At 63.2% G+C, this 18,993-nt stretch carries 15 protein-coding genes; 12 read left to right on the forward strand and 3 right to left on the reverse strand.

All coding sequences use genetic code 11. From position 1 onward, the window contains the following. Positions 1–3 precede the first annotated feature (3 nt). A complete protein-coding gene (locus tag DQG19_RS07255) occupies positions 4–444 on the forward strand; it encodes a hypothetical protein (protein WP_116125576.1) in 441 nt (146 codons plus the stop codon). Positions 445–1,175: 731 nt separating this feature from the next. Continuing rightward, the gene (locus tag DQG19_RS07265; RefSeq protein ID WP_116125578.1) at positions 1,176–4,775 is read left to right on the forward strand and encodes a hypothetical protein; all 3,600 of its coding nucleotides are present in this window, start codon (positions 1,176–1,178) and stop codon (positions 4,773–4,775) included. Between the two features lie 228 nt (positions 4,776–5,003). Here the strand turns inward: DQG19_RS07265 and queA are convergent, their stop codons facing one another. Further along, on the reverse strand, positions 5,004–6,068 hold the full coding sequence (gene queA / locus DQG19_RS07270) for a tRNA preQ1(34) S-adenosylmethionine ribosyltransferase-isomerase QueA (protein WP_116125579.1): 1,065 nt from the start codon (positions 6,066–6,068) through the stop codon (positions 5,004–5,006). A gap of 210 nt (positions 6,069–6,278) precedes the next feature. On the opposite strand from queA, the gene DQG19_RS07275 reads away from it, so the two are divergent. Next, positions 6,279–7,529, forward strand: coding sequence for an ABC transporter permease (locus DQG19_RS07275; RefSeq protein WP_116125580.1), 1,251 nt, complete (start codon positions 6,279–6,281; stop codon positions 7,527–7,529). Between the two features lie 4 nt (positions 7,530–7,533). Here DQG19_RS07275 and DQG19_RS21465 read toward each other — a convergent pair whose 3' ends face one another. Beyond that, positions 7,534–8,364 (reverse strand): septal ring lytic transglycosylase RlpA family protein, encoded by an 831-nt coding sequence (locus tag DQG19_RS21465; RefSeq protein WP_116125581.1) that lies wholly within the window; start codon positions 8,362–8,364, stop codon positions 7,534–7,536. A gap of 189 nt (positions 8,365–8,553) precedes the next feature. Here DQG19_RS21465 and DQG19_RS07285 point away from each other — a divergent pair, with 189 nt between their 5' ends. The 5 genes from DQG19_RS07285 to DQG19_RS07305 all read left to right on the forward strand — a co-directional run bounded on the left by DQG19_RS07285 (position 8,554) and on the right by DQG19_RS07305 (position 12,097). Next, positions 8,554–9,114, forward strand: a complete 561-nt coding sequence (locus DQG19_RS07285) for an RNA polymerase sigma factor (RefSeq protein ID WP_157974377.1) — start codon at positions 8,554–8,556, stop codon at positions 9,112–9,114. Between the two features lie 9 nt (positions 9,115–9,123). Beyond that, positions 9,124–9,903 (forward strand): tetratricopeptide repeat protein, encoded by a 780-nt coding sequence (locus tag DQG19_RS07290; protein ID WP_116125583.1) that lies wholly within the window; start codon positions 9,124–9,126, stop codon positions 9,901–9,903. 4 nt (positions 9,904–9,907) lie between these two features. Continuing rightward, positions 9,908–10,387 (forward strand): dihydroneopterin aldolase, encoded by a 480-nt coding sequence (gene folB, locus DQG19_RS07295; RefSeq protein ID WP_116125584.1) that lies wholly within the window; start codon positions 9,908–9,910, stop codon positions 10,385–10,387. Between the two features lie 76 nt (positions 10,388–10,463). Continuing rightward, complete coding sequence (locus tag DQG19_RS07300; RefSeq protein ID WP_116125585.1) at positions 10,464–11,183, forward strand: DUF4197 domain-containing protein; 720 nt, start codon at positions 10,464–10,466, stop codon at positions 11,181–11,183. Between the two features lie 20 nt (positions 11,184–11,203). Continuing rightward, complete coding sequence (locus DQG19_RS07305; protein WP_116125586.1) at positions 11,204–12,097, forward strand: neutral zinc metallopeptidase; 894 nt, start codon at positions 11,204–11,206, stop codon at positions 12,095–12,097. 3 nt (positions 12,098–12,100) lie between these two features. Here the strand turns inward: DQG19_RS07305 and dusB are convergent, their stop codons facing one another. Beyond that, a complete protein-coding gene (gene dusB, locus DQG19_RS07310; protein ID WP_116125587.1) occupies positions 12,101–13,090 on the reverse strand; it encodes a tRNA dihydrouridine synthase DusB in 990 nt (329 codons plus the stop codon). Between the two features lie 360 nt (positions 13,091–13,450). On the opposite strand from dusB, the gene DQG19_RS07315 reads away from it, so the two are divergent. From DQG19_RS07315 to DQG19_RS07330, 4 genes are all read left to right on the forward strand, one after another. After that, positions 13,451–14,539 (forward strand): L-dopachrome tautomerase-related protein, encoded by a 1,089-nt coding sequence (locus DQG19_RS07315; protein WP_116125588.1) that lies wholly within the window; start codon positions 13,451–13,453, stop codon positions 14,537–14,539. An 82-nt stretch (positions 14,540–14,621) separates the two neighbouring features. After that, entirely contained in the window at positions 14,622–15,380 is a 759-nt protein-coding gene (locus DQG19_RS07320; protein WP_116125589.1) for an enoyl-CoA hydratase/isomerase family protein, read from the forward strand. Continuing rightward, entirely contained in the window at positions 15,377–16,069 is a 693-nt protein-coding gene (locus DQG19_RS07325) for a Sir2 family NAD-dependent protein deacetylase (protein WP_116125590.1), read from the forward strand. The genes DQG19_RS07320 and DQG19_RS07325 overlap by 4 nt, the downstream gene beginning before the upstream one ends. A 93-nt stretch (positions 16,070–16,162) precedes the next feature. Further along, positions 16,163–18,706 carry a TonB-dependent receptor plug domain-containing protein gene (locus tag DQG19_RS07330; RefSeq protein ID WP_116125591.1) on the forward strand — a complete coding sequence of 848 codons (2,544 nt, stop codon included), beginning with the start codon at positions 16,163–16,165 and terminating at the stop codon, positions 18,704–18,706. The last annotated feature ends 287 nt before the right edge of the window (positions 18,707–18,993 follow it).

Genomic DNA, 18,993 nt, shown 5'->3' on the forward strand with positions numbered 1-18,993 from the left:
GCAATGGCCAAGAAACGCTTCACCGACGACCTATCCGGACTCTTCGAGGACCCTTACCTCGCGGATACCGACACCGCCGACCACGAGGAAGCGGTAGAGGTCAGCGTGCCCGTGCGGACCAAGAAGGCCAAGAAGAAGATCTCCAGCAAGAACTTCACGCAGAACCTCGACGTCTTCCTGAGCGACGATCAGCGCGCCGCCGCCGGCCGCTCCACCCCCGCCGGCCAGCCCCGCCGCCGTACCGGTCTTGACTACCTGATCCGCAGCACCGTCGAGGACGAGGACCGCCAGGCCGCTACCGAGCCGCCTAAGCCGGATACCAAGCGCGTGACCCTGATCTTCAACAAGGACCACCTTCTTACCCTCAAGGAAGAAGCCAAGGAGCGCAAGATGTACCTCAAAGATGTCGTACAGGAAATGGTCGCGCAGTACTTGGAGAAGTAGATCATTGTTTGATCACACGCCCGGTGAAGGCGTGATCCTCCTCCGCCACCCGCAAGTGGTACACCCCCGCGGGCAAGCCGTCCAGATCGACTTCTGAGGCACTTCGTAGTTCCCGCAGCAACCTCCCACCGGCGTCGCAGCGTGCTACCCGGTCGCACGTCCGCCCCAGGAAACTTTCCCGGAGGTAGGGTTGGGATACAGTACCGCAGACCTTTCCTCCGGATCAGCCACCGCAACCAACGCATCGAGTGCGCGCCGCCCGATGTACACCTGGTCGACCGGACGGACGTGAGGGGCTGCTGTCGCGTACGGCGGTCACGCAGGGAAGGTAAACCACTGCGCCCCGTATTGCGGCCGCTCCCCGGCCGCTCCCCGGCCGGGGGGGGAAGCACCAGCGGCGTAGCCGATTTGGTCAGGTCGGAGGACAGGTATCCCACGGTAGCCGCAGTCCGGACGGGGAAGGTGATCCGCCAGCCGGGTGTGTTGGTTGTCGTAGGCGTACCGGGTTTCTATTCCACCAGACTGGGCGGGCAACCGGGCGGCAGCAAACAGAAACAGGCAAAGCAGCGGGGGCAAGGGATTAAGGTTGGACATCGTTGGGGGGCTTGGTGAAGGTTACTCTACCGAGGATGCGCCTTAATCAGATATTACATACCTGACCGACAAACAATTCTTAACATATTGGTAGGGCGGACCGTTAGTTTTGGGATCACATCAGGTAACTTCCGTTCATGCGTATAGGTCTGACCCTTCTTTTATCGTCGCTACTGTTGGCCGGCCTGTCGGCCCAGACTTCCCGCGTGGAGTTCGGCAAGAACCGTGTGCAATACCACAAGGACTTCGACGAGTGGGAGAAATACGAATCCGACAACTTCATCACCTACTGGTACGGTAACAACCAGGGGGTCGGTCAGGCCGTCGTGCAGCTGGCGGAGTACGATTTCGCCTACATCCAGAAGATGCTGGAAAGCCGGATGAATGAGAAGGTGCAGCTGATCACCTACCGCGACATCACGGACGTCAAGCAAAGCAATATCGGCAGCGAGGAAGTCTTTGAGCTGACGGGTAACCAGTCGCTCAACGCCAACACCAGCTACATCTCCGGTACCGAGGCCAAGTTCCTCGGCAACAAGGCCTTCGTCTACTTCAACGGCGACCACGCCGACCTGCGCCGCCAGGTACGCGAGGCTATGGCCAGCGTCTACATCGAGCAGTTGCTCTACGGATCCACCGTGCAGGAGGTGGTACAGAATGCGGTACTGCTCAACCTGCCGACCTGGTTCAAGCCGGGACTAGTCGCCTACCTGGGTCAGGACTGGAGCAGCGAGCTCGACGATCAGCTCCGCGACCTGCTGGCCACCGGCGAGTACGAGGACTTCAACGACCTGGCGGCGGATTACCCGCGGCTGGCCGGCCACTCGTTCTGGTACTACATCGCCGAGAACCTCGGCAAGCCCACCGTCTCCAACCTGCTCTACCTCACCCGGATCAACCGGTCCGTGGAGAACGGATTCCTCTACGTTCTCGGCAGCAACTACGAGACCGTATTGTTCAACTGGGAGGAGTTCTACCGCAACCGGTACAACGAAGACAGCCGGGGGCGCAGCCTGCCGACGGAGGGCCTGTTGCCGGTCAAGAACAAGAAACACTTGCCGATTACCCAGCTGAAGGTGAGCCCCGACGGGCAGAAGATCGCCTACGTGCTCAATGAGATCGGCAAGTACCGGGTCTACCTACAGGACGTGACCACCGGCGACCGCGAGCTCCTCCTGAAGGGCGGACAGCGCAATCTGCTGCAGGCCACGGACTACAACTATCCGATCATTGACTTTTCGCCCACCAACCAGGAGGTGGCCATCCTGTATGAGTTCCGCGACCAGCCCAAGTTGCTGCTGTACGACCTCAACACCGGAAAGTCGACCACCGATATTCTCGGCATCCGCCTCGACCGGGTACTCAGCATGAAGTACTACGATCCGGCCAACTTCCTCATCTCGGCGATGGCCGACGGCTTCAGCGACATCTACACCTACTACCCCGCTTCCCGGCAGGCGGTGAAGATCACGAACGACTTCTGGGATGACCTGGATGCCGTACCGGTAAACGTCCGCGGGCGGCGCGGCGTCGTCTTCGCCAGCAACCGGCCGGACACCTCCCTCCTGCCCCAGACCCTCGATACCCTGTTGCCGATCGGTCACTACGACCTTTTCTATTACGACCTGGAAAATAAGCCGGGAGAGCTGGTCCGCGTCACCGATACCCCACTTGCCGACGAGCGTTCTCCCGCCCCTATCGACGATGAGCACTTTGCCTTCCTTAGCGACGCCAATGGTATCTACAACCGGTACCAGGCCCACCTGGAGGAGTACCTCGACCACTATGAGCAGACGATCTACCTGAACGACGGTACGGAGATCGTCCTGCACGGGGACTCCACCCTCGAATCGCTCGATACCATGTTGATCGATTCGATCTCGCTTTATCCGGTGTTTAAGGAGCGGGCAGTGACCGAAGCCACTACCAACTTCAACACCAACATTATGATGCTCGACGGCAGCAGCAAGTTGCCCGTAGGTGTGGAAAGCTATCTGGTGGAGGGAGAGACCTTCGTTCGCCGCTTTACCTTCGACACCACCCGCACGGTCAACCTGACGCCTACGGCCTACCGCCGGCGCAGCTACCAGGCCGCCGGACAGGTAGTACCGCGGTTCACGAATACCGCCACGCTCTCGCCCGACCGCGTGATGCGGCCGAACCGGATCAACCCCTCCATCGAGAACGACGATTCGGGGCTACTCTTCCAGACGCGTTTTCAGGATACCATACCGCCGCCGCCCGTTGAGGAGGCCCCGGCCGGAGACATCCTCTCCGACCCACCTTCCGACGTGACCACTATAGCTCCCCCGCCCGCGTCCGACTCCACCGGTAGCCGCCCCCCCCTGACCGTGGTCGGAGGCGATCGCCCGCCGCGGCGTCCGGACCGTACCGCCGCAGGACCCAGCATTTTCCGTGGCGAGCGGCCGGTGCCCCAACTCAACCGCATTTACCGCTTCCGCCCGGGGCGGGTGACCTCGTACCGGACCACCTTCCGGGTCAACTACGTGAAGACCACGGTCGATAACGAGCCGCTGTTCAACGGAATGAACGTCTTTGCTGCCAACCCGGACGGCTACACCCAGCAGCCGGTCGGTATCCTGGTGAAGGGCAACGTCCTCGACCTGCTCGAAAATTACAGCATCACGGGGGGTATCCGCGTTCCCACGAGTTTCAACGGGACGGAGTACTTCCTGACCGGCTCGGACCTGAAGCACCGTCTCGACCGCATCTACACCATCTACCGCCGGAACCGGCGCACCCAAGAGGGCAACTACCCGAACTCCGCCTTCATCAACGGGGCACGGCTCGTGGAGGAGAATACCCTTATGGCCCAGTACGGCGTGCGCTACCCCCTGGATATCTTCCGCAGCCTGCGCGCCACCGCCACGATCCGGCGTGACCGGGTACAAACCCTATCCACGGAACTCGCGGCCCTGCGCACCGAACCGCTCAGCACGGAACGGGTAGGTCTCCGCCTGGAGTACGTGTTTGACAACACCATCAACCTGGGCACTAACCTGCGCATGGGTACCCGCTACAAGGTTTACGGCGACGTGTTCAAGAGTTTCAACATCAGCTTCGACGACGGCGTCGACGGTCAGTTCGAGCCCGGTTTCCTGGGAATCATCGGTGTCGATGCCCGCCACTACGAGCGTATACTCAAGCGCAGCGTCCTGGCCTTCCGGCTGGCCGCGGCCACCAACTTCGGGCAGCAGAAGATCCTCTATTACCTCGGCGGGGCCGACAATAGTGTGATCAACAACTTCAACAATGGCATCCCCACGCCGCAGACCGGGGAGTTCGTGTTCCAGGACCTGGCCAATCCCCTCCGCGGTTTCGACATCAACATCCGCAACGGTGGCACCTACACCCTGGCCAATGCCGAGTTACGGGTCCCCGTATTCAACTACCTGTTCGGCAACCTGCGCTCGGCCTTCCTCCGCGATTTCCAGTTGGTCGGCTTCTTCGACGCCGGTACGGCCTGGGCCGGCAAGGACCCCTTCGACGAGGACAACCCCGTCAACATCACCGAATATCCCGACCGCAACGCCTCCGGCTACAGTCCCGTCCGCGTCCGCGTTCGCCGCTTCCGCGAACCTATCGTCTACGGCTACGGCGGCGGGGTGCGCACTACCCTCTTTGGCTACTTCATCCGCGCCGATTACGGCTGGGGTGTGGAAACCGGAAATCGGCAGTCGGGTAAGCTGCACGTTTCGCTGGGAATGGATTTTTAGAGGGCTACGCCGGTAGAGGCGCTCCGCGCGGTAGAGGCTTCGCCGGAAGAGGCGCTCCGCGCGGTAGAGGGTTTCGCCGATTGTGGGTAAATTTCTCTACCGCGAGCAAAGCGAGCCGCTACCGCGAGCAGAGCGAGTCTCTAATGCGAATAAAGCGAGTCTTTACCGCAAGCGCAGCAAGTCTCTATCGCGAGCAAAGCGAGCTTCTACCACGAACGCAGCGATCTTCTAGATAATCAGCATGGCATCCCCGTAAGCGAAGAACTTGTACTTCTCCTTCTGCGCCTGCGCGTACGCCTCCAGGATGAGGTCGATGCCGCCAAAGGCACAGGTGGTGATGAAGAGACTGCTCTTGGGCAGGTGGAAGTTGGTGAGCAGGTGGTCGGGGATGTGGAAGTCGTAGGGGGGGAAGATGAACTTGTTGGTCCAGCCTTCATTGGTGGCCAGCAGCCGCTCGGCGCTGACGCTGTTCTCCACGGCCCGGAGGGTGGTGGTCCCCACGGCACAGACTAGGCCGCCGTCCTTCTTGGTGGCGTTGACGGTATCCACGGCGGGCTGCTCGATCCGGAAGTACTCGGCGTCCATCTTGTGCTTGGAGAGGTCCTCGACCTCGATGTCGCGGAAGGTACCCAAGCCCAGGTGCAGGGTGACTTCGGCCTTCTTGATGCCGGCCAGCTCCATGCGCATGAGCGTCTCGCGGCTGAAGTGCAGGCCGGCGGTGGGGGCGGCTACGGCACCTACTTCCTTGGCGAAGACGGTCTGGTACCGCTCGGCGTCGCGGCTGTCGGCTTCCCGCTCGAGCAGCTTGGGTAGTGGGGTGTTGCCCAGTCCGTGCAGCTCCTTGGTGAACTCATCGTTGGGACCGTCGTAGAGGAAACGGATCGTGCGGCCCCGGCTGGTGGTATTGTCTACCACCTCGGCTACGAGGCGGTTATTGCCGCGCTTGTCGTTGAAGTACAGCTTATTGCCGACGCGAATTTTGCGGGCGGGGTCCACCAGCACGTCCCAGAGGCGGGCCTGGGTGTTGAGTTCGCGCAGCAGGAAAACCTCGATGCGTGCCTGGGTCTTCTCCTTGAGGCCGTACAGCCGCGCCGGAAAGACCTTGGTATTGTTAAAGACCAGGCTGTCGCCCTCGTTGTAGTAATCGAGGAGGTCGGTGAACTGCTTGTGCTCGATTTCGCCGGTGGCCCGGTTTACCACCATCAGGCGGCTATCGTCGCGCCGCTTGCTTGGGGTACGGGCGATAAGTTTGTCGTTCAGTTCAAATTTGAATTGCGAAAGCTTGGTCCTCATCCCTTTATCGTGTATTTTTTGGTTGTCTACCTGCGTATCAAACAGCGCGCGAAGGTAAGTGTTTCCTGCCAAGTGGTGCGGCGGTTACTCCTGGCTGCCGGCAATCCCAACCGGAACGGGTGCGTCCATCCGATATTCTGCGCTTTTCGTCTATCCCCCGGCACCCGCGGCCCCGCCCCGCCCTACTTTAGCGGTTCAACGCAAATCTCTATGGTCCTCTCCAAGGTTCTGGCGGAAAGCCTGCGGCAGGCATGGCAGCAACTGACCGGCAATAAGCTGCGCACCTTCCTCTCCCTGCTCGGTATCTCCATCGGCATCTTCTGTATCATCGGGGTACTGTCGGCCGTGCAGTCGCTGCAGGACAACGTATCCGGCAGCCTCTCCAAGCTGGGCGACGACGTGGTGTACGTCGATAAGTGGCCCTGGCGCGACAACAGCGACGACTGGTGGGAGTACGTGCAGCGCCCCTACCCCGACCACGATGACTACGAGTCCCTGACCGAAAACCTCGCCACCGCCCGCACCATTGCCTACTGGACCGTACCCGGGCAGCGCACCCTGAAGTGGAACGGCAAGGCCGTTGAAGGCGGCTACGAGATCGCCTCCACCTTCGAGATCAACCAGATCTTCAACATGGAGATCGCCGCGGGGCGCTATTGGTCCATCGCGGAGTACCGCACCGGTTCCGACAAGATCATCATCGGCAATACCCTCGTAGAGGAGCTGTTCGGCGGCGTTAACCCCGTCGGCAAAACCGTGAAGATGCAGGGCCGGAAGTACGAGGTGATCGGTACGCTGGCCCCTTCTGCCAAGGACCTGATCAACTTCATGAATTTTGACGACGCCATCTTCGTCGGCTACCCCAACGCCGCCCGCTACATGAATATGGGCAACCGGAGTGAGTACGGCGGCACGGTAGCCGTGAAGGCCCGCCCGGGCATCGAGATCGCGCAGCTGCAGGACGACGTCCGGGGCATCATGCGCTCCGCCCGCCGGCTGCGGCCGCGGGAGGTGGACAACTTCGCCCTCAACGAACTCAGCATGACCACCGAGGCCCTCGGCAACATCTTCGGGGTGCTCAACATCATCGGGTTGGTCATCGGCGGGTTCTCCATTATCGTGGGAGCCATCAGCGTAGCCAATATCATGTTCGTCAGCGTCAAGGAGCGCACCAGCCTCATCGGCGTAAAGAAGGCCCTGGGCGCCCGGCAGTACATCATCCTGCTCGAGTTCCTGACCGAATCCGTCATCCTGTGCGTCTTCGGGGGGCTGATCGGACTGGTGATGGTACTGGGTATCACCACCATCCTCAACCAATTTTTGCCGGCCTTTCAGATCACCCTAAGCCTGGTGTACGCACTAGCGGGCGTAGTGATCTCCGCCGTCGTTGGCATCCTGGCGGGGCTCATCCCGGCCCTGCTGGCGGCGCGGATGGATCCGGTGGAAGCCATGCGCAGCTGATCGTTTACTGCACGCGGCGCACGGCGGCATCGGCGTATCCGGCGCGGCGCACGCGGTCGCGGAGGTTGCGGGCCTCGTCCTGGAAGTAATAGTGACCGGTGTAGACGCGAAATACCTTGCCCGCGGGTTCGGACCAGGCGTCTGGGAAGCCCTTGTCCTTGAGTGCCTGCACGAGGGTGGCGGCATTGTTTTCCTTACCGAAGGCACCTACCTGCACGCCGTACAGCAGCGCGTCGTCGGCAAAGATGCGGCGGCCCGGAGCGACCCCTTTCGCGGTCAGGGCGGGGGCGGCCGGCGCGGGTGCCACGGTCGCGGGGGGAGCGGGGGCGGCGGGTTGGGCGGCCGGCGGCGGGGTCACGGCCACGGTGGTCACGGTGGGGGGCACGGGGCCGTTCTTGGCGTCCGCTTTCCGCTTGCGTTCGGCGCGGGACCAGGCGCCGCGGTTGCAGGTGGGTCCGTCGTCGCCGATCTCGATGACGCGCAGTTTCACCTTTGCGGTGCCGGTGCGGAGCAGGCCGATCTTGCGGCCGGCGGCCCCGCTGAGGTCGATGATGCGGTCGGGATGGTGGGGCCCGCAATCATTGACCCGCACCCGTACGGTCTTCCCGCTAGCCACGTTGGTGACCTGCAGGAGGGTATTGTAGGGATATTCCTTACTGGCGGCCGTCAGGGCATTTTTGTTGTAGGTTTCTCCGGTACTGGTGGGCTTATCGTGGAAGCGGTCGGCGTAGTAGCTGGCCAGTCCCTCGGAAGACTGGGCGGACAGCCCCGCCGCAAAAAAGAGAAAAAGTCCGGCGACCAAAAGGGGCCGGAATCGCGTGTCGATGTAGTGCATGTATGTACAGTTGTGGCTATGAATGTAAGCAATTTTGCCCTCCCGGCCGGCAACCGCGCAAATAACTGGTCGTTGCCGTAACAGAACACCCCCGCGGAGAATAGAGGGTAAAGACCCACGCCGTGGGAAAACGCTAACAAAACCACTACATTTGACAACGACGACCTATTGACCACGCAACGGTACCGAATGCAGACCCAGACGGAGGATAATGCGCTCTTCGAAGCGATTAAGGGGGGCAGGCACGAGCTGATCGACCAGCTGTACCTGCACCACCGCGACGCCTTCGTGACCTACGCGCAGCGCCAGCTGTACGCGACCGGGGAAGATGCGGCCGATTGCTTTCAGGACGCGGTGATCGCCTTTTACAAAAACATCGTGAGCGGCCGGCTTACGGAGCTTACCTGCTCCATACGCACCTACCTGTTCAGCATCGGCAAGCGCCTCGTGTACCGCCGCAACCAGAAGCGGCAGCGCGAGCGCCCCACCGACCACGAGGAGGGCGTGCAGCCCGCCGACGAGCTGGACTGGAGCCTGATCGACCGCTTCGACCGGGAGCACGACCACCGCCGCCTGCAGACCGCGATGGAACAGCTGGGCTCACCCTGCCGGGAGATCCTCACGCTGTACTATTACCACCACTATCCGATCGAAAGCATCGCCGACGCCGTCGGACTGCCGTCGGCCGGAGCCACGCGGGTCAAGAAAATGCGTTGTTTGAACGCGCTGAAGCAGCTAGTCAAACCCTGAACCCCAACCATGCCCAACGAAGAACAGCAAGACCGGATCGACGCCTACCTGAGCGGCCGGCTCGCCGATCCCTCCGCCTTTGAGCGCGAGCTGGAGGCCGATCCACAACTACGATCCGAAATGGAAGCTACCCGCCTGGCCCTGCAGGCCGTCGAAGTGACCGAGCATTTTAACCTGAAGGACCGCCTGCGCAAGCTGGAGGCCGGCCTGGCCCCTCCGCAAGCCACCCCGGAACCGGCCGCGGCCCCGGAGGCACCGAGCGCCCGGGTCGTGCCCCTTAATCCCCGCAGCCGGTCGCGCCGCTGGCTTCCCTACGCCGCCGCCGCGCTGCTGCTCTTCCTGGCCGGCTACTTTTTCCTGCGGCCGGTGCCCGACGTACCGGCAGCCTACGCCTTCAGCGACGTGGCCCCCATGGACAACATCGCGTACAGCGTCACGAAGAGCGGAACCGGCGACCCCCGCGCCGCCGCCTACGCCGCCTACGAGTCCGGCGATTACGCCGCCGCGGCCCGCGCCTTCGAGGCCCTGCCGGAGGAGCAGGAAACGGATCGGTTCTACCTCGCCCAGAGCCTCTACGGCCAGGGCCGCTACGCGGAAGCCGCCGAACGGTTCGCCGAGTTGTCGATGATCGCCGGCTTCAAGCTGGCCGACGAGGCCGAATACTACCAGGCCGTGTCCGAACTGAACGCCGGCCGCCCCGCCGACGGGACCGCCATGCTACGCCGCATCGCCAACCTGCCCGACCACGCGATGCAGGCCGACGCGGCCCGCCTCCTCGAAAACCGCTGACCGCATGACCGCCAGGATCGGCCTCGAAGACGTGCGCTTCCACGCCCCGCACGGGTTCTTCGAAGAGGAGCACCTCATGGGCAACGAATTCAGCATCGACGTGGAAGTCGACGCCCAGGTAGCCGACGCCGCTACCGAAGACGACCTCGGAGGCACCGTCAATTACGCGACCATCTACTACCTGCTGCAGGCCGAGATGAAAAAGCCTACCCAGTTGCTGGAGGCCCTGGCGTACCGCATGGGCAGCCGCATCCTCAACCAGTTCGATACGGTGACGGCGGTGCGCCTCAAGCTGCGCAAGCTGAGCCCGCCCCTCGGCGGGCGCGTGGGAGCCGCCTACGTGGAGGTGAGCCTCGGCGGGCCGGGCGGCGCTCCGGGGCTACCCGGAGCGGGCGGCCAACAAACCTTCGAGGATCCGGAGGAGGATTTCGACGACGAGGATTTCGGGCCGGGCAACTTCGACCTCAGCGGTTTTAACTTCTGAGCGAACCCTTAACTCGGCGGCGGCAAACCAATGGTCACTCATTCGGCTTATAGAGAGGCCTCACCAACGTATACTTATGCAGCGCCTCCTGTTTTTACTCTTTCCCCTGCTTTTTGCGGGGTGTACCAGCCAGCAAATCAACCAGACCCTTAATACCGTCCTCAACGGCGGCCTGACCAGCGCCGACATCGGCAACGGCCTGAAGGAAGCCCTACGCATCGGTGCCCGCGAGGGGGCCGAGGAACTGGCGCGGCCGGGCGGTTACTTCGACGACCTGACCTACCGCATCCTGCTGCCCGAGGAGGTACGTAAGGTGACGGACCGGCTGCAGAACGTGCCCGGCTTCAGTAACATCGAAGAGGTAATTTTGAAAAAGATCAACCAGGGCGCAGAGGATGCGGCCACGAAGGCTGCCCCCATCTTTGTCGATGCCATCCGGCAGATGACCATCCAGGATGCCGTCGGCATTCTCCGGGGATCGGACGACGCGGCGACCCAGTACCTTGTCACCAATACCTCCCAGGCGCTCACCGCCGAGTTCGCTCCGGTAATCAACGCCAGCCTCGACAAGTACGATGCCAACAAGCTCTGGAACGACGCGGCCACGGCCTACAACAACTTCCCCCTGACCCGCCAGAAAGTGAACACCGACCTGGGCGCCTACGTCACCGAACGCGCCCTGGAGGGACTATTCCTGAAGGTGGCCCTGAAGGAAAAAGACATCCGGGAGAACGTTTCGGCGCGGACCACCGATCTGCTGCGCCGGGTATTCGCGCAACAGGACAATCTCAACTAGCACTACACAAGCCAACAACTATGAAAATTCAGGGTAGAAGAAAAAGCAGCAACGTCGAGGACCGTCGCGGACAGGGTGGCGGCGGCATGATGGGCGGCGTCGGCAAGGCCGGCGGCTTCGGCATCGGCACCGTCGTCATCATGATCATCGTATTCCTCCTCGGCGGCAACCCCCTCGAGTACGTCGGCATCGGCGGCGGGGGCGGCGGTGCACCGGTGCAGACCGACACGCCCCGCTCCGAAGGCGGCGTCGCTACGAGCGAAACCAATGCCGATATCGTGCAGGTGACCCTGGCCGAAACCGAAACCACCTGGAACAACCTGTTCCCCGAACTCTATAATGCACAGTACCGAGAGCCCGTGCTGGTGCTGTTCGACAACCAGGTGCGCTCCGCCTGCGGCTCCGCCGGTTCGGCCACCGGTCCGTTCTACTGTCCCGCCGACCAGAAGGTGTACATCGACCTGTCGTTCGCCGATCAGCTGCGCCAGCGCTTCGGGGCGCCCGGCGACTTCGCCCTCGCGTACGTCATCGCCCACGAAGTAGGCCACCACGTGCAGAACCAACTCGGCTACAGCCAGCAGGTGAGTCAGGCCCGTAACCGCATGAGTGAGGAGGACGCCAACGCCATGTCGGTGCGCCTCGAGCTGCAGGCTGACTACCTGGCCGGCGTCTGGGCCCACTACGCCGACCGCAACGCCGGCATCCTCGAATCGGGCGATATCGAGGAGGCCATCGGGGCCGCGACGGCCATCGGCGACGACCGGCTGCAGCGGGAAAGTCAGGGGTACGTAGTACCGGAAAGCTTCACCCACGGCACCTCCGAGCAACGGGTACGGGCCTTCACGAACGGATACGAAACGGGCGACGCCAGCAAGGGAGCGCTGGATAAGTACTTCTCGGCGCGTAGCCTGTAGCCATCAGGCATTCACCTCGCCGTACACTTCACGGATCTCGTCCAGCGTGGCATGGAGTACCGCGGGATCGAACTCGCTGACCAGCGTTTTGCGGTACTGCTTGATGTGCGGCAGCCCGCGGAAGTAGTTCGTGTAGTGCCGGCGCATCTCCAATACGCCCAGGGTGTCCCCCTTCCAGTCCAGGCTCCGCTCCAGATGCTCCCGGGCCGCGGCTACGCGCTCCTCCACTGTAGGCGGGGCCAGTAGCTGGCCGGTGGCGAAGTAGTGCTTGATCTCCCGGAAGATCCAAGGGTAACCGATGGCGGCGCGGCCGATCATGATACCGTCCACGCCGTAGCGGTCGCGGTAGGCGGCGGCCTTTTCCGGGCTGTCGATGTCGCCGTTGCCGAAAATAGGAATGTTGATGCGGGGGTTATCCTTGATCTTGCCGATGAGCGACCAGTCGGCCTCGCCCTTGTACATCTGCTTGCGGGTGCGGCCGTGGATGCTGAGGGCCTTAATGCCCACGTCCTGCAGCCGTTCGGCGACTTCCTCGATGTACTTACTGTTGTCGTCCCAGCCGAGGCGGGTCTTCACGGTCACGGGCAGGTCGGTCCGGTCGACGATCGCCTTGGTCAGTTCCACCATTTTGGGAATATCCTGCAGGATACCGGCACCGGCCCCCTTACAAACCACCTTCTTCACGGGGCAGCCGAAGTTGATGTCGAGCACCTCGGGCCGGGCCTCCTGTACGATATCCGCGGCCTGCACCATGCTCTCCAGGTTAGCACCGAATATCTGGATGCCGACGGGTCGCTCGTAGTCGTAAATGTCAAGCTTCTCCACGCTCTTGGTGGCGTCGCGGATCAGGCCCTCCACACTGATGAACTCCGTATACATCATGTCACAGCCCTGCGCCTTGCAGAGCGCGCGGAAGGGTGGATCGCTCACGTCTTCCATGGGGGCGAGTAACAGGGGAAATTCCCCGAGTTGGATGTCGGCGATCTTGACCAAGTGGTTCTTGCGGTTGGGGCAGGTAAAATTACAACTTGCGGAGGCTAAAGGTTGCTCGGCGGTCGTCGCGCTCCGCACATCGGATGTGTCGCACATCCGATGTGCGGAGCGCGACCTGCCTGCGGGACCCGCCGGTGACAGGCTGTCAGCAGGCCTCACCCGGACCACTACCCCATTCGCAGATTCATAATTCGCTGAATCCCAAATCATAGCTCCCGAAATTCGTGCCCGACCCTCAGTTTATGCGACCATCGTATCCCCCTAATCTGACAAACGGACAGCCGACCACATCCGATGTGCGGGCAGGTACGGGCCGGAACCCGCAGGGCTCCTTATCCGTTGGATAAATAAATTGCCTCCTTGAATACCCGCCCAGCTCCTGCGTACGCCTGCCTGATCGCCCTGCTCACTCTGCTCCTGTCTTCCTGCGGACCCGCCCCTACCGATACCGGCGACGTCACGCAACCCGACGCTCCCCAGGCCGATGCCCGGCCGGAACTCGTGGCGGAAATCGAAGGAGTACAGGTCACCGGCGTCACTGTGACGGACCAGGGGCGCATCTTTGCCACCTTCCCCCGGTGGCGGAAAGGCGTACCCTACACCCTCGCCGAGATCGTGAACGGGGAACCTCGCCCCTACCCCAGTGCCGAGATCAACGCCTGGGACGTAGGCCAGGACCCCGGCGGGCAATTCGTCAACGTCCAGAGCGCCGTCGCCGTCGGCAACATCCTCTACGTAGCTGATACCCGCAACCCCCTGATGGAGGGCCTCGTTACCCCGCCCCGGCTGCACCTGTACGACCTGAACACCAACCAACTGATGCGCACCTACGAGATCGCGGCGGAGGCGACGGTACCGGCCACCTACGTGAATGACCTGCGCGTCGACCGCACCCGGGACCTGGTATACTTCACCGATTCCGGCGAGGGCGCCATCCTGGTCCTCGACCTCGACACCGGCGAGAGCTGGCGGATGCTCGACGGTCACCCCTCGGTACAGGCCACCCTCGACAGCCTCGTCATCGACGGCGAAGCCTGGAAGCGCAAGATCCCCTCCGACGGTATCGCCATCGACCCGGCCAACGAACGACTGCTCTACCACGCACTTTCCGGCTACACCCTCTACGCGATCCCCCTCGACGTACTGGCCGACCGCGAGTCCCCCAACGCGGGCGATGCCGTCGAGACCGTCGCCACCACCCCAGCCTGCGATGGCATGTGGCGCAGCGGCGGCCGCACCCTGATGGCCGACCTGGAGGAGCAATCCGTCGTCAGCGTTACCGACGATGGAGCGATTACGACCCTCGCCCAAGGTGAGGAGGTCGGCTGGGCCGACACTTTCACGGAGTACGACGGCTATCTCTACTTCACCAATTCCAAACTGCCCCAGGCGGGCGACGACGTGAGCGGCATGACCTTCCCTATCTGGCGGCTGCCGCTCGGCGAATGAGCCGCCCCCGCCCCCTACATCGGATGTTCGGGACATCCGATGTGGGGAGTTGACGACACCCGAAAAAGATTAATTTCACCCCATGAACCAGACCGGCAGCATCACCACCGACCTGCGCGCGGGCTTCGCGCGCATCATCTTCAGCCACCCCGCCCACAACAGCCTGCCGTCACACCTGCTGGCCGAGCTCGTCCGCCATATCGACGCCGCGGGAGAGAACGACGCCATCCGCGCCATCCTGCTGCGCAGCGAGGGGGAGGGCAGCTTCTGCGCCGGGGCCAACCTGGACGAACTGCTGGCCCTCCAGGAGGAGGACGCCGCCCGCGATTTCTTTATGGGCTTTGCCAACGTGATCCTGGCCATGCGGCGCTGCCCCAAGCCCGTCGTGGTTGCCGTACAGGGCAAGGCCATCGGCGGGGGCGTGGGCCTGGCCGCGGCGGCCGACTATACCCTGGGCTGCCGCGCGGCGGAAGTAAGGCTCAGCGAGCTGGCCATCGCCATCGGCCCCTTTGTCATCCTGCCGGCCCTGACCCGCAAGATGGGCGTGGCCGCCGCCAGCGAGCTCTGCCTGGACACCGAGTGGCACGACGCCAAGTGGGCCCGCGAGAAAAGCCTGTACCAGCGGATATTTGCCGGACCGGAAGAACTCTTCCGGGAGGCGCGCCTCGTCATGCGCCGGCTGGCGACCTACAGCCCCGCCGCCGCCCGCGAACTGAAGCAGAGCCTCTGGGCCGGCACCGACCACTGGCCCGAACTGCTCGCCGAACGGGCCAGCGTAACCGGACGGCTCGTGCTGCAACCCGATGCCAAAGCGGCGCTGGCGAAATTCAAGAGTAAGTGAAGCACGTCGTCGTACTCTCCGGCGCGGGCATCAGCGCCGAGTCCGGCCTGAAAACCTTCCGCGACGCCAACGGCCTCTGGGAGGAGCACCGCGTAGAGGACGTCGCCACCCCCGAGGCCTTCGCCCGTGACCCCGAGCTGGTCATGCGCTTCTACAACCTGCGCCGTGCCCAGTTGCTCAGTGCCACGCCCAACGATGGCCACCGGCTGATCGGCGAGCTGGAACGAACGTACCGCGTCACCGTCATCACCCAGAACGTCGACGACCTGCACGAGCGGGGCGGCTCCACCAACGTCATCCACCTCCACGGGGAACTCACCAAGGTGCGGCCGGTCAGCGGCGGCAGCCCGCGCGCCTGGAATGGTGACCTGGCAATCGGCGACCTCGACAAGCGGGGCGTTCAGCTGCGGCCCCACATCGTGTGGTTCGGCGAACAGGTACCCATGATCGAGCACGCGGCCCGCGAGACGGCCACCGCCGACGCCGTGATCGTAGTGGGCAGCTCCCTGCAGGTATACCCGGCCGCAGGCCTGATCGAGCTGGCGCCCGCCGATGCGCCGGTCATCTATATCGACCCCGCCCCCGACGGCAACTACGAGTTACGCAGCCGCAAGCACCTCCATATCCTCGAGATGGGCGGTAGCGCCGGTATGCGCGAGGCTACGCGGCTCCTCCGCGAGCTCCTGTAAGCGAGCCGCCGGCACCGGCGCGGACGCGGGTGCCGGGCCCGTGGGTACCAAGGCCTGTACTTTTGGCGTTCGCTTTTCTTTACCCCGGTTACTATGCGTCTGACACCCACGCTCGTTGTTCTTCTGGTATTGCTCTGCACCTGCGTTCGCGCCCAGGTCGAAACGGCCACGGTGACGGGAAAAGTGACCGACCTGGTCACCGATATGCCCGTGGACTTTACTACGGTCTACGTCCGTGGCGCCACCAGCGCCGCCGAGACCAGCGAGACGGGGCGGTACGTCGCCACGGTGCCCGCCGGGGAAGCCTTCATTCTGGTCTTCAGCCGCATCGGCTACCGGGAGACCGAGGTACCCGTCGCCGAGCTGCCGGCCGGTACCCGCAAGCAGATCGACGTGGCCCTGGCCCCCGTGGAGAGCGACCTGGAGGTCATCGTGCGCGAAAGCAAGATCGAGGAGGGTGGTATGGTGCGCGAGGACCCGGCCCAGCTGCGGCTGCTGCCCTCCGTGACCGGCAACCTGGAGAACCTACTCCCCAGCATCGCCCTGGGCGTCAGTAGCGGCGCCGGCGGCGAGCTCACCAGCCAGTACAACGTGCGCGGCGGCAACTACGACGAAAACCTGGTGTACGTCAACGACTTCGAGATCTACCGCCCGCAGCTTATCCGGCAAGGACAGCAGGAGGGCCTCACCTTCGCCAACCCCAAGCTGATGCGCAGCCTGAGCTTCAGCTCGGGGGGCTTCGAGGCACGCTACGGCGACAAGCTCTCCTCGGTACTCGACATTAAGTACAAGCGGCCCGACAGCACCCGCGCCTCGCTGGAGGCCAGCCTCCTCGGCGGCGGGGCCCACCTGGAGGGCAGCAAGCGGCTGGGCCGCAGCTCCTACCAGCGCCTGCGCTACCTCGTGGGTGCCCGCTACAAGACGACCCGCTACCTGCTCGGCTCCCTGGAAACGACCGGCGAGTACCTGCCCAACTTCTTCGATATCCAGGCCTACGTGACCTACGACTTCAGCCGCACCCTGCAACTGGGCCTGCTGGGCAACTACAACCAGAGCGTCTACAACTTCAGTCCGGTACGCCGGGAAACCGCCTTCGGGGGCTTCTTCGAGACCCTGCAGCTGGTGAGCGTATTCGACGGGGCGGAGCAGGACGACTTCCTGACCCAGATGGGCGGCCTGTCGCTCACCTACATCCCCGAGCGGACGGCGAACCCGCTTTTCCTCAAGTTCCTGACCTCGGCCTTCCGCAGCGATGAGAACGAGGGCATCAGTATCGGCGGCCGCTACGTACTGGGCGAGCTCGACACCGACCTGGGCTCTGACAACTTCGGGGAGATCACCCGCACCGTAGGCACCGGTACCCAGCAGGAGTACGTGCGCAACTTCCTGGATATCCAGGTCTACAACGCCGAACTGCGCGGCGGCCTGGAGATCAACGGCGGCGACGCGACCACCACCCGCGCCCACTTCCTGCAGTGGAGCGTGAAGGCCCAGCACGAGCGGGTCAACGACTACATTCACGAGTGGGAGCGGCTTGACTCGGCCGGCTACAGCCTACCCTTCGACGAGGACGGCGTGCGGCTCTTCAGCACCCTGGATACCGAGAACGAGCTCATCAGCAACCGCTTCAGCGCCTTCTTCCAAGATACCTACACCTGGCGGGAGGAGGACCGCGCCGACATCCGACTCAGCGCCGGGGTGCGGGCGGTGGCCTGGGACCTGAACAACAACGTCGACGTGAGCCCGCGCGCCCAGCTGCTCTACAAGCCCCTGGGCGGCTCGGCCGACATCACCTACAAGCTGGCCGGCGGGCTCTACGTACAGCAGCCGTTCTACCGTGAGATGCGTGCCCCCGACGGCACCGTCAACACCGACCTGCGCAGCCAGAAATCGCTGCACTTCGTGGGCGGCATCACGAGCGACTTTTACTACGGAAAGCGGAACCCCAAGAAATTCCGCCTCATCACCGAGGCCTACTACAAGTCGCTGTGGGACCTGGTGAGCTACGAGATCGAGAACGTGCGTATCCAGTACTCGGGCCTCAACGACGCCAGCGGCTACGTGGCGGGCCTCGACTTCCGCCTCAACGGCGAGTTCGTGCCGGGGGCCGACAGCTGGCTGAACCTGAGCCTGCTGCGGGCCCGCGAACGGCTGCTCGGCGTCGAGCACCGCGAGGTGATCGGCCGCGGTGAGGACGGCGAGGTGATCGACGAGGTGAAGGAGTACGTGCCACGCCCCACCGATCAGCTGTTTCAGCTGTCGCTCTTCTTCCAAGATTACCTCCGCAATAACCCCAACTTCCGCACCCACGTCAACCTGACGGTCGGCGGCGGCCTCCCCTTCGGCATCCAGGGCAACAACACGGTCTACCGCAATACCCTGCGCTTCGACACCTACCACCGCATCGACATCGGCTTCAGCCTGCGCCTCTTTGACGAGGCTACCTCCCGCAACCGGGCGACCTCACCGCTGCGCTTCACCCGCTCCACCTACCTCAGCCTGGAGGTCTACAATATGATGAACGTCAGCAATCAGGCCGGAAACACCTGGATCAAGACCATCTTCCAGCAGCAATATGCCGTGCCCAACCGACTGACGGGGCGGCGGGTAAATCTGCGGTTGTTGGTGGAGATTTAGGAGGTTGTTGCTTTGTTGGGTTGGTGAGTTGTTGCGTTTCTCGCGGGTCTTCAGCCCCTTGCTTTGCTCGGTCAATTCGGGTGGAGCCCCCGGCTTGATCTGTCGATTCGGGTTGAGGGCCTCCGGCCCGATTCCCCGCCGGTAACCGCACGAAACCGCGTAGCCACAGGAAACTCGTACCTCTTCGCGCCACCTGTATTCCTCGTTACCGTATTGCCTCCCCGGGTTGAGGGCCTCCGGCCCGATTCTTTTCCCGACAACCATACGAGCTTGCGTCATACACATCC

The organism is Lewinella sp. IMCC34183, from assembly GCF_003390915.1.
Lineage (GTDB): Bacteria > Bacteroidota > Bacteroidia > Chitinophagales > Saprospiraceae > Neolewinella.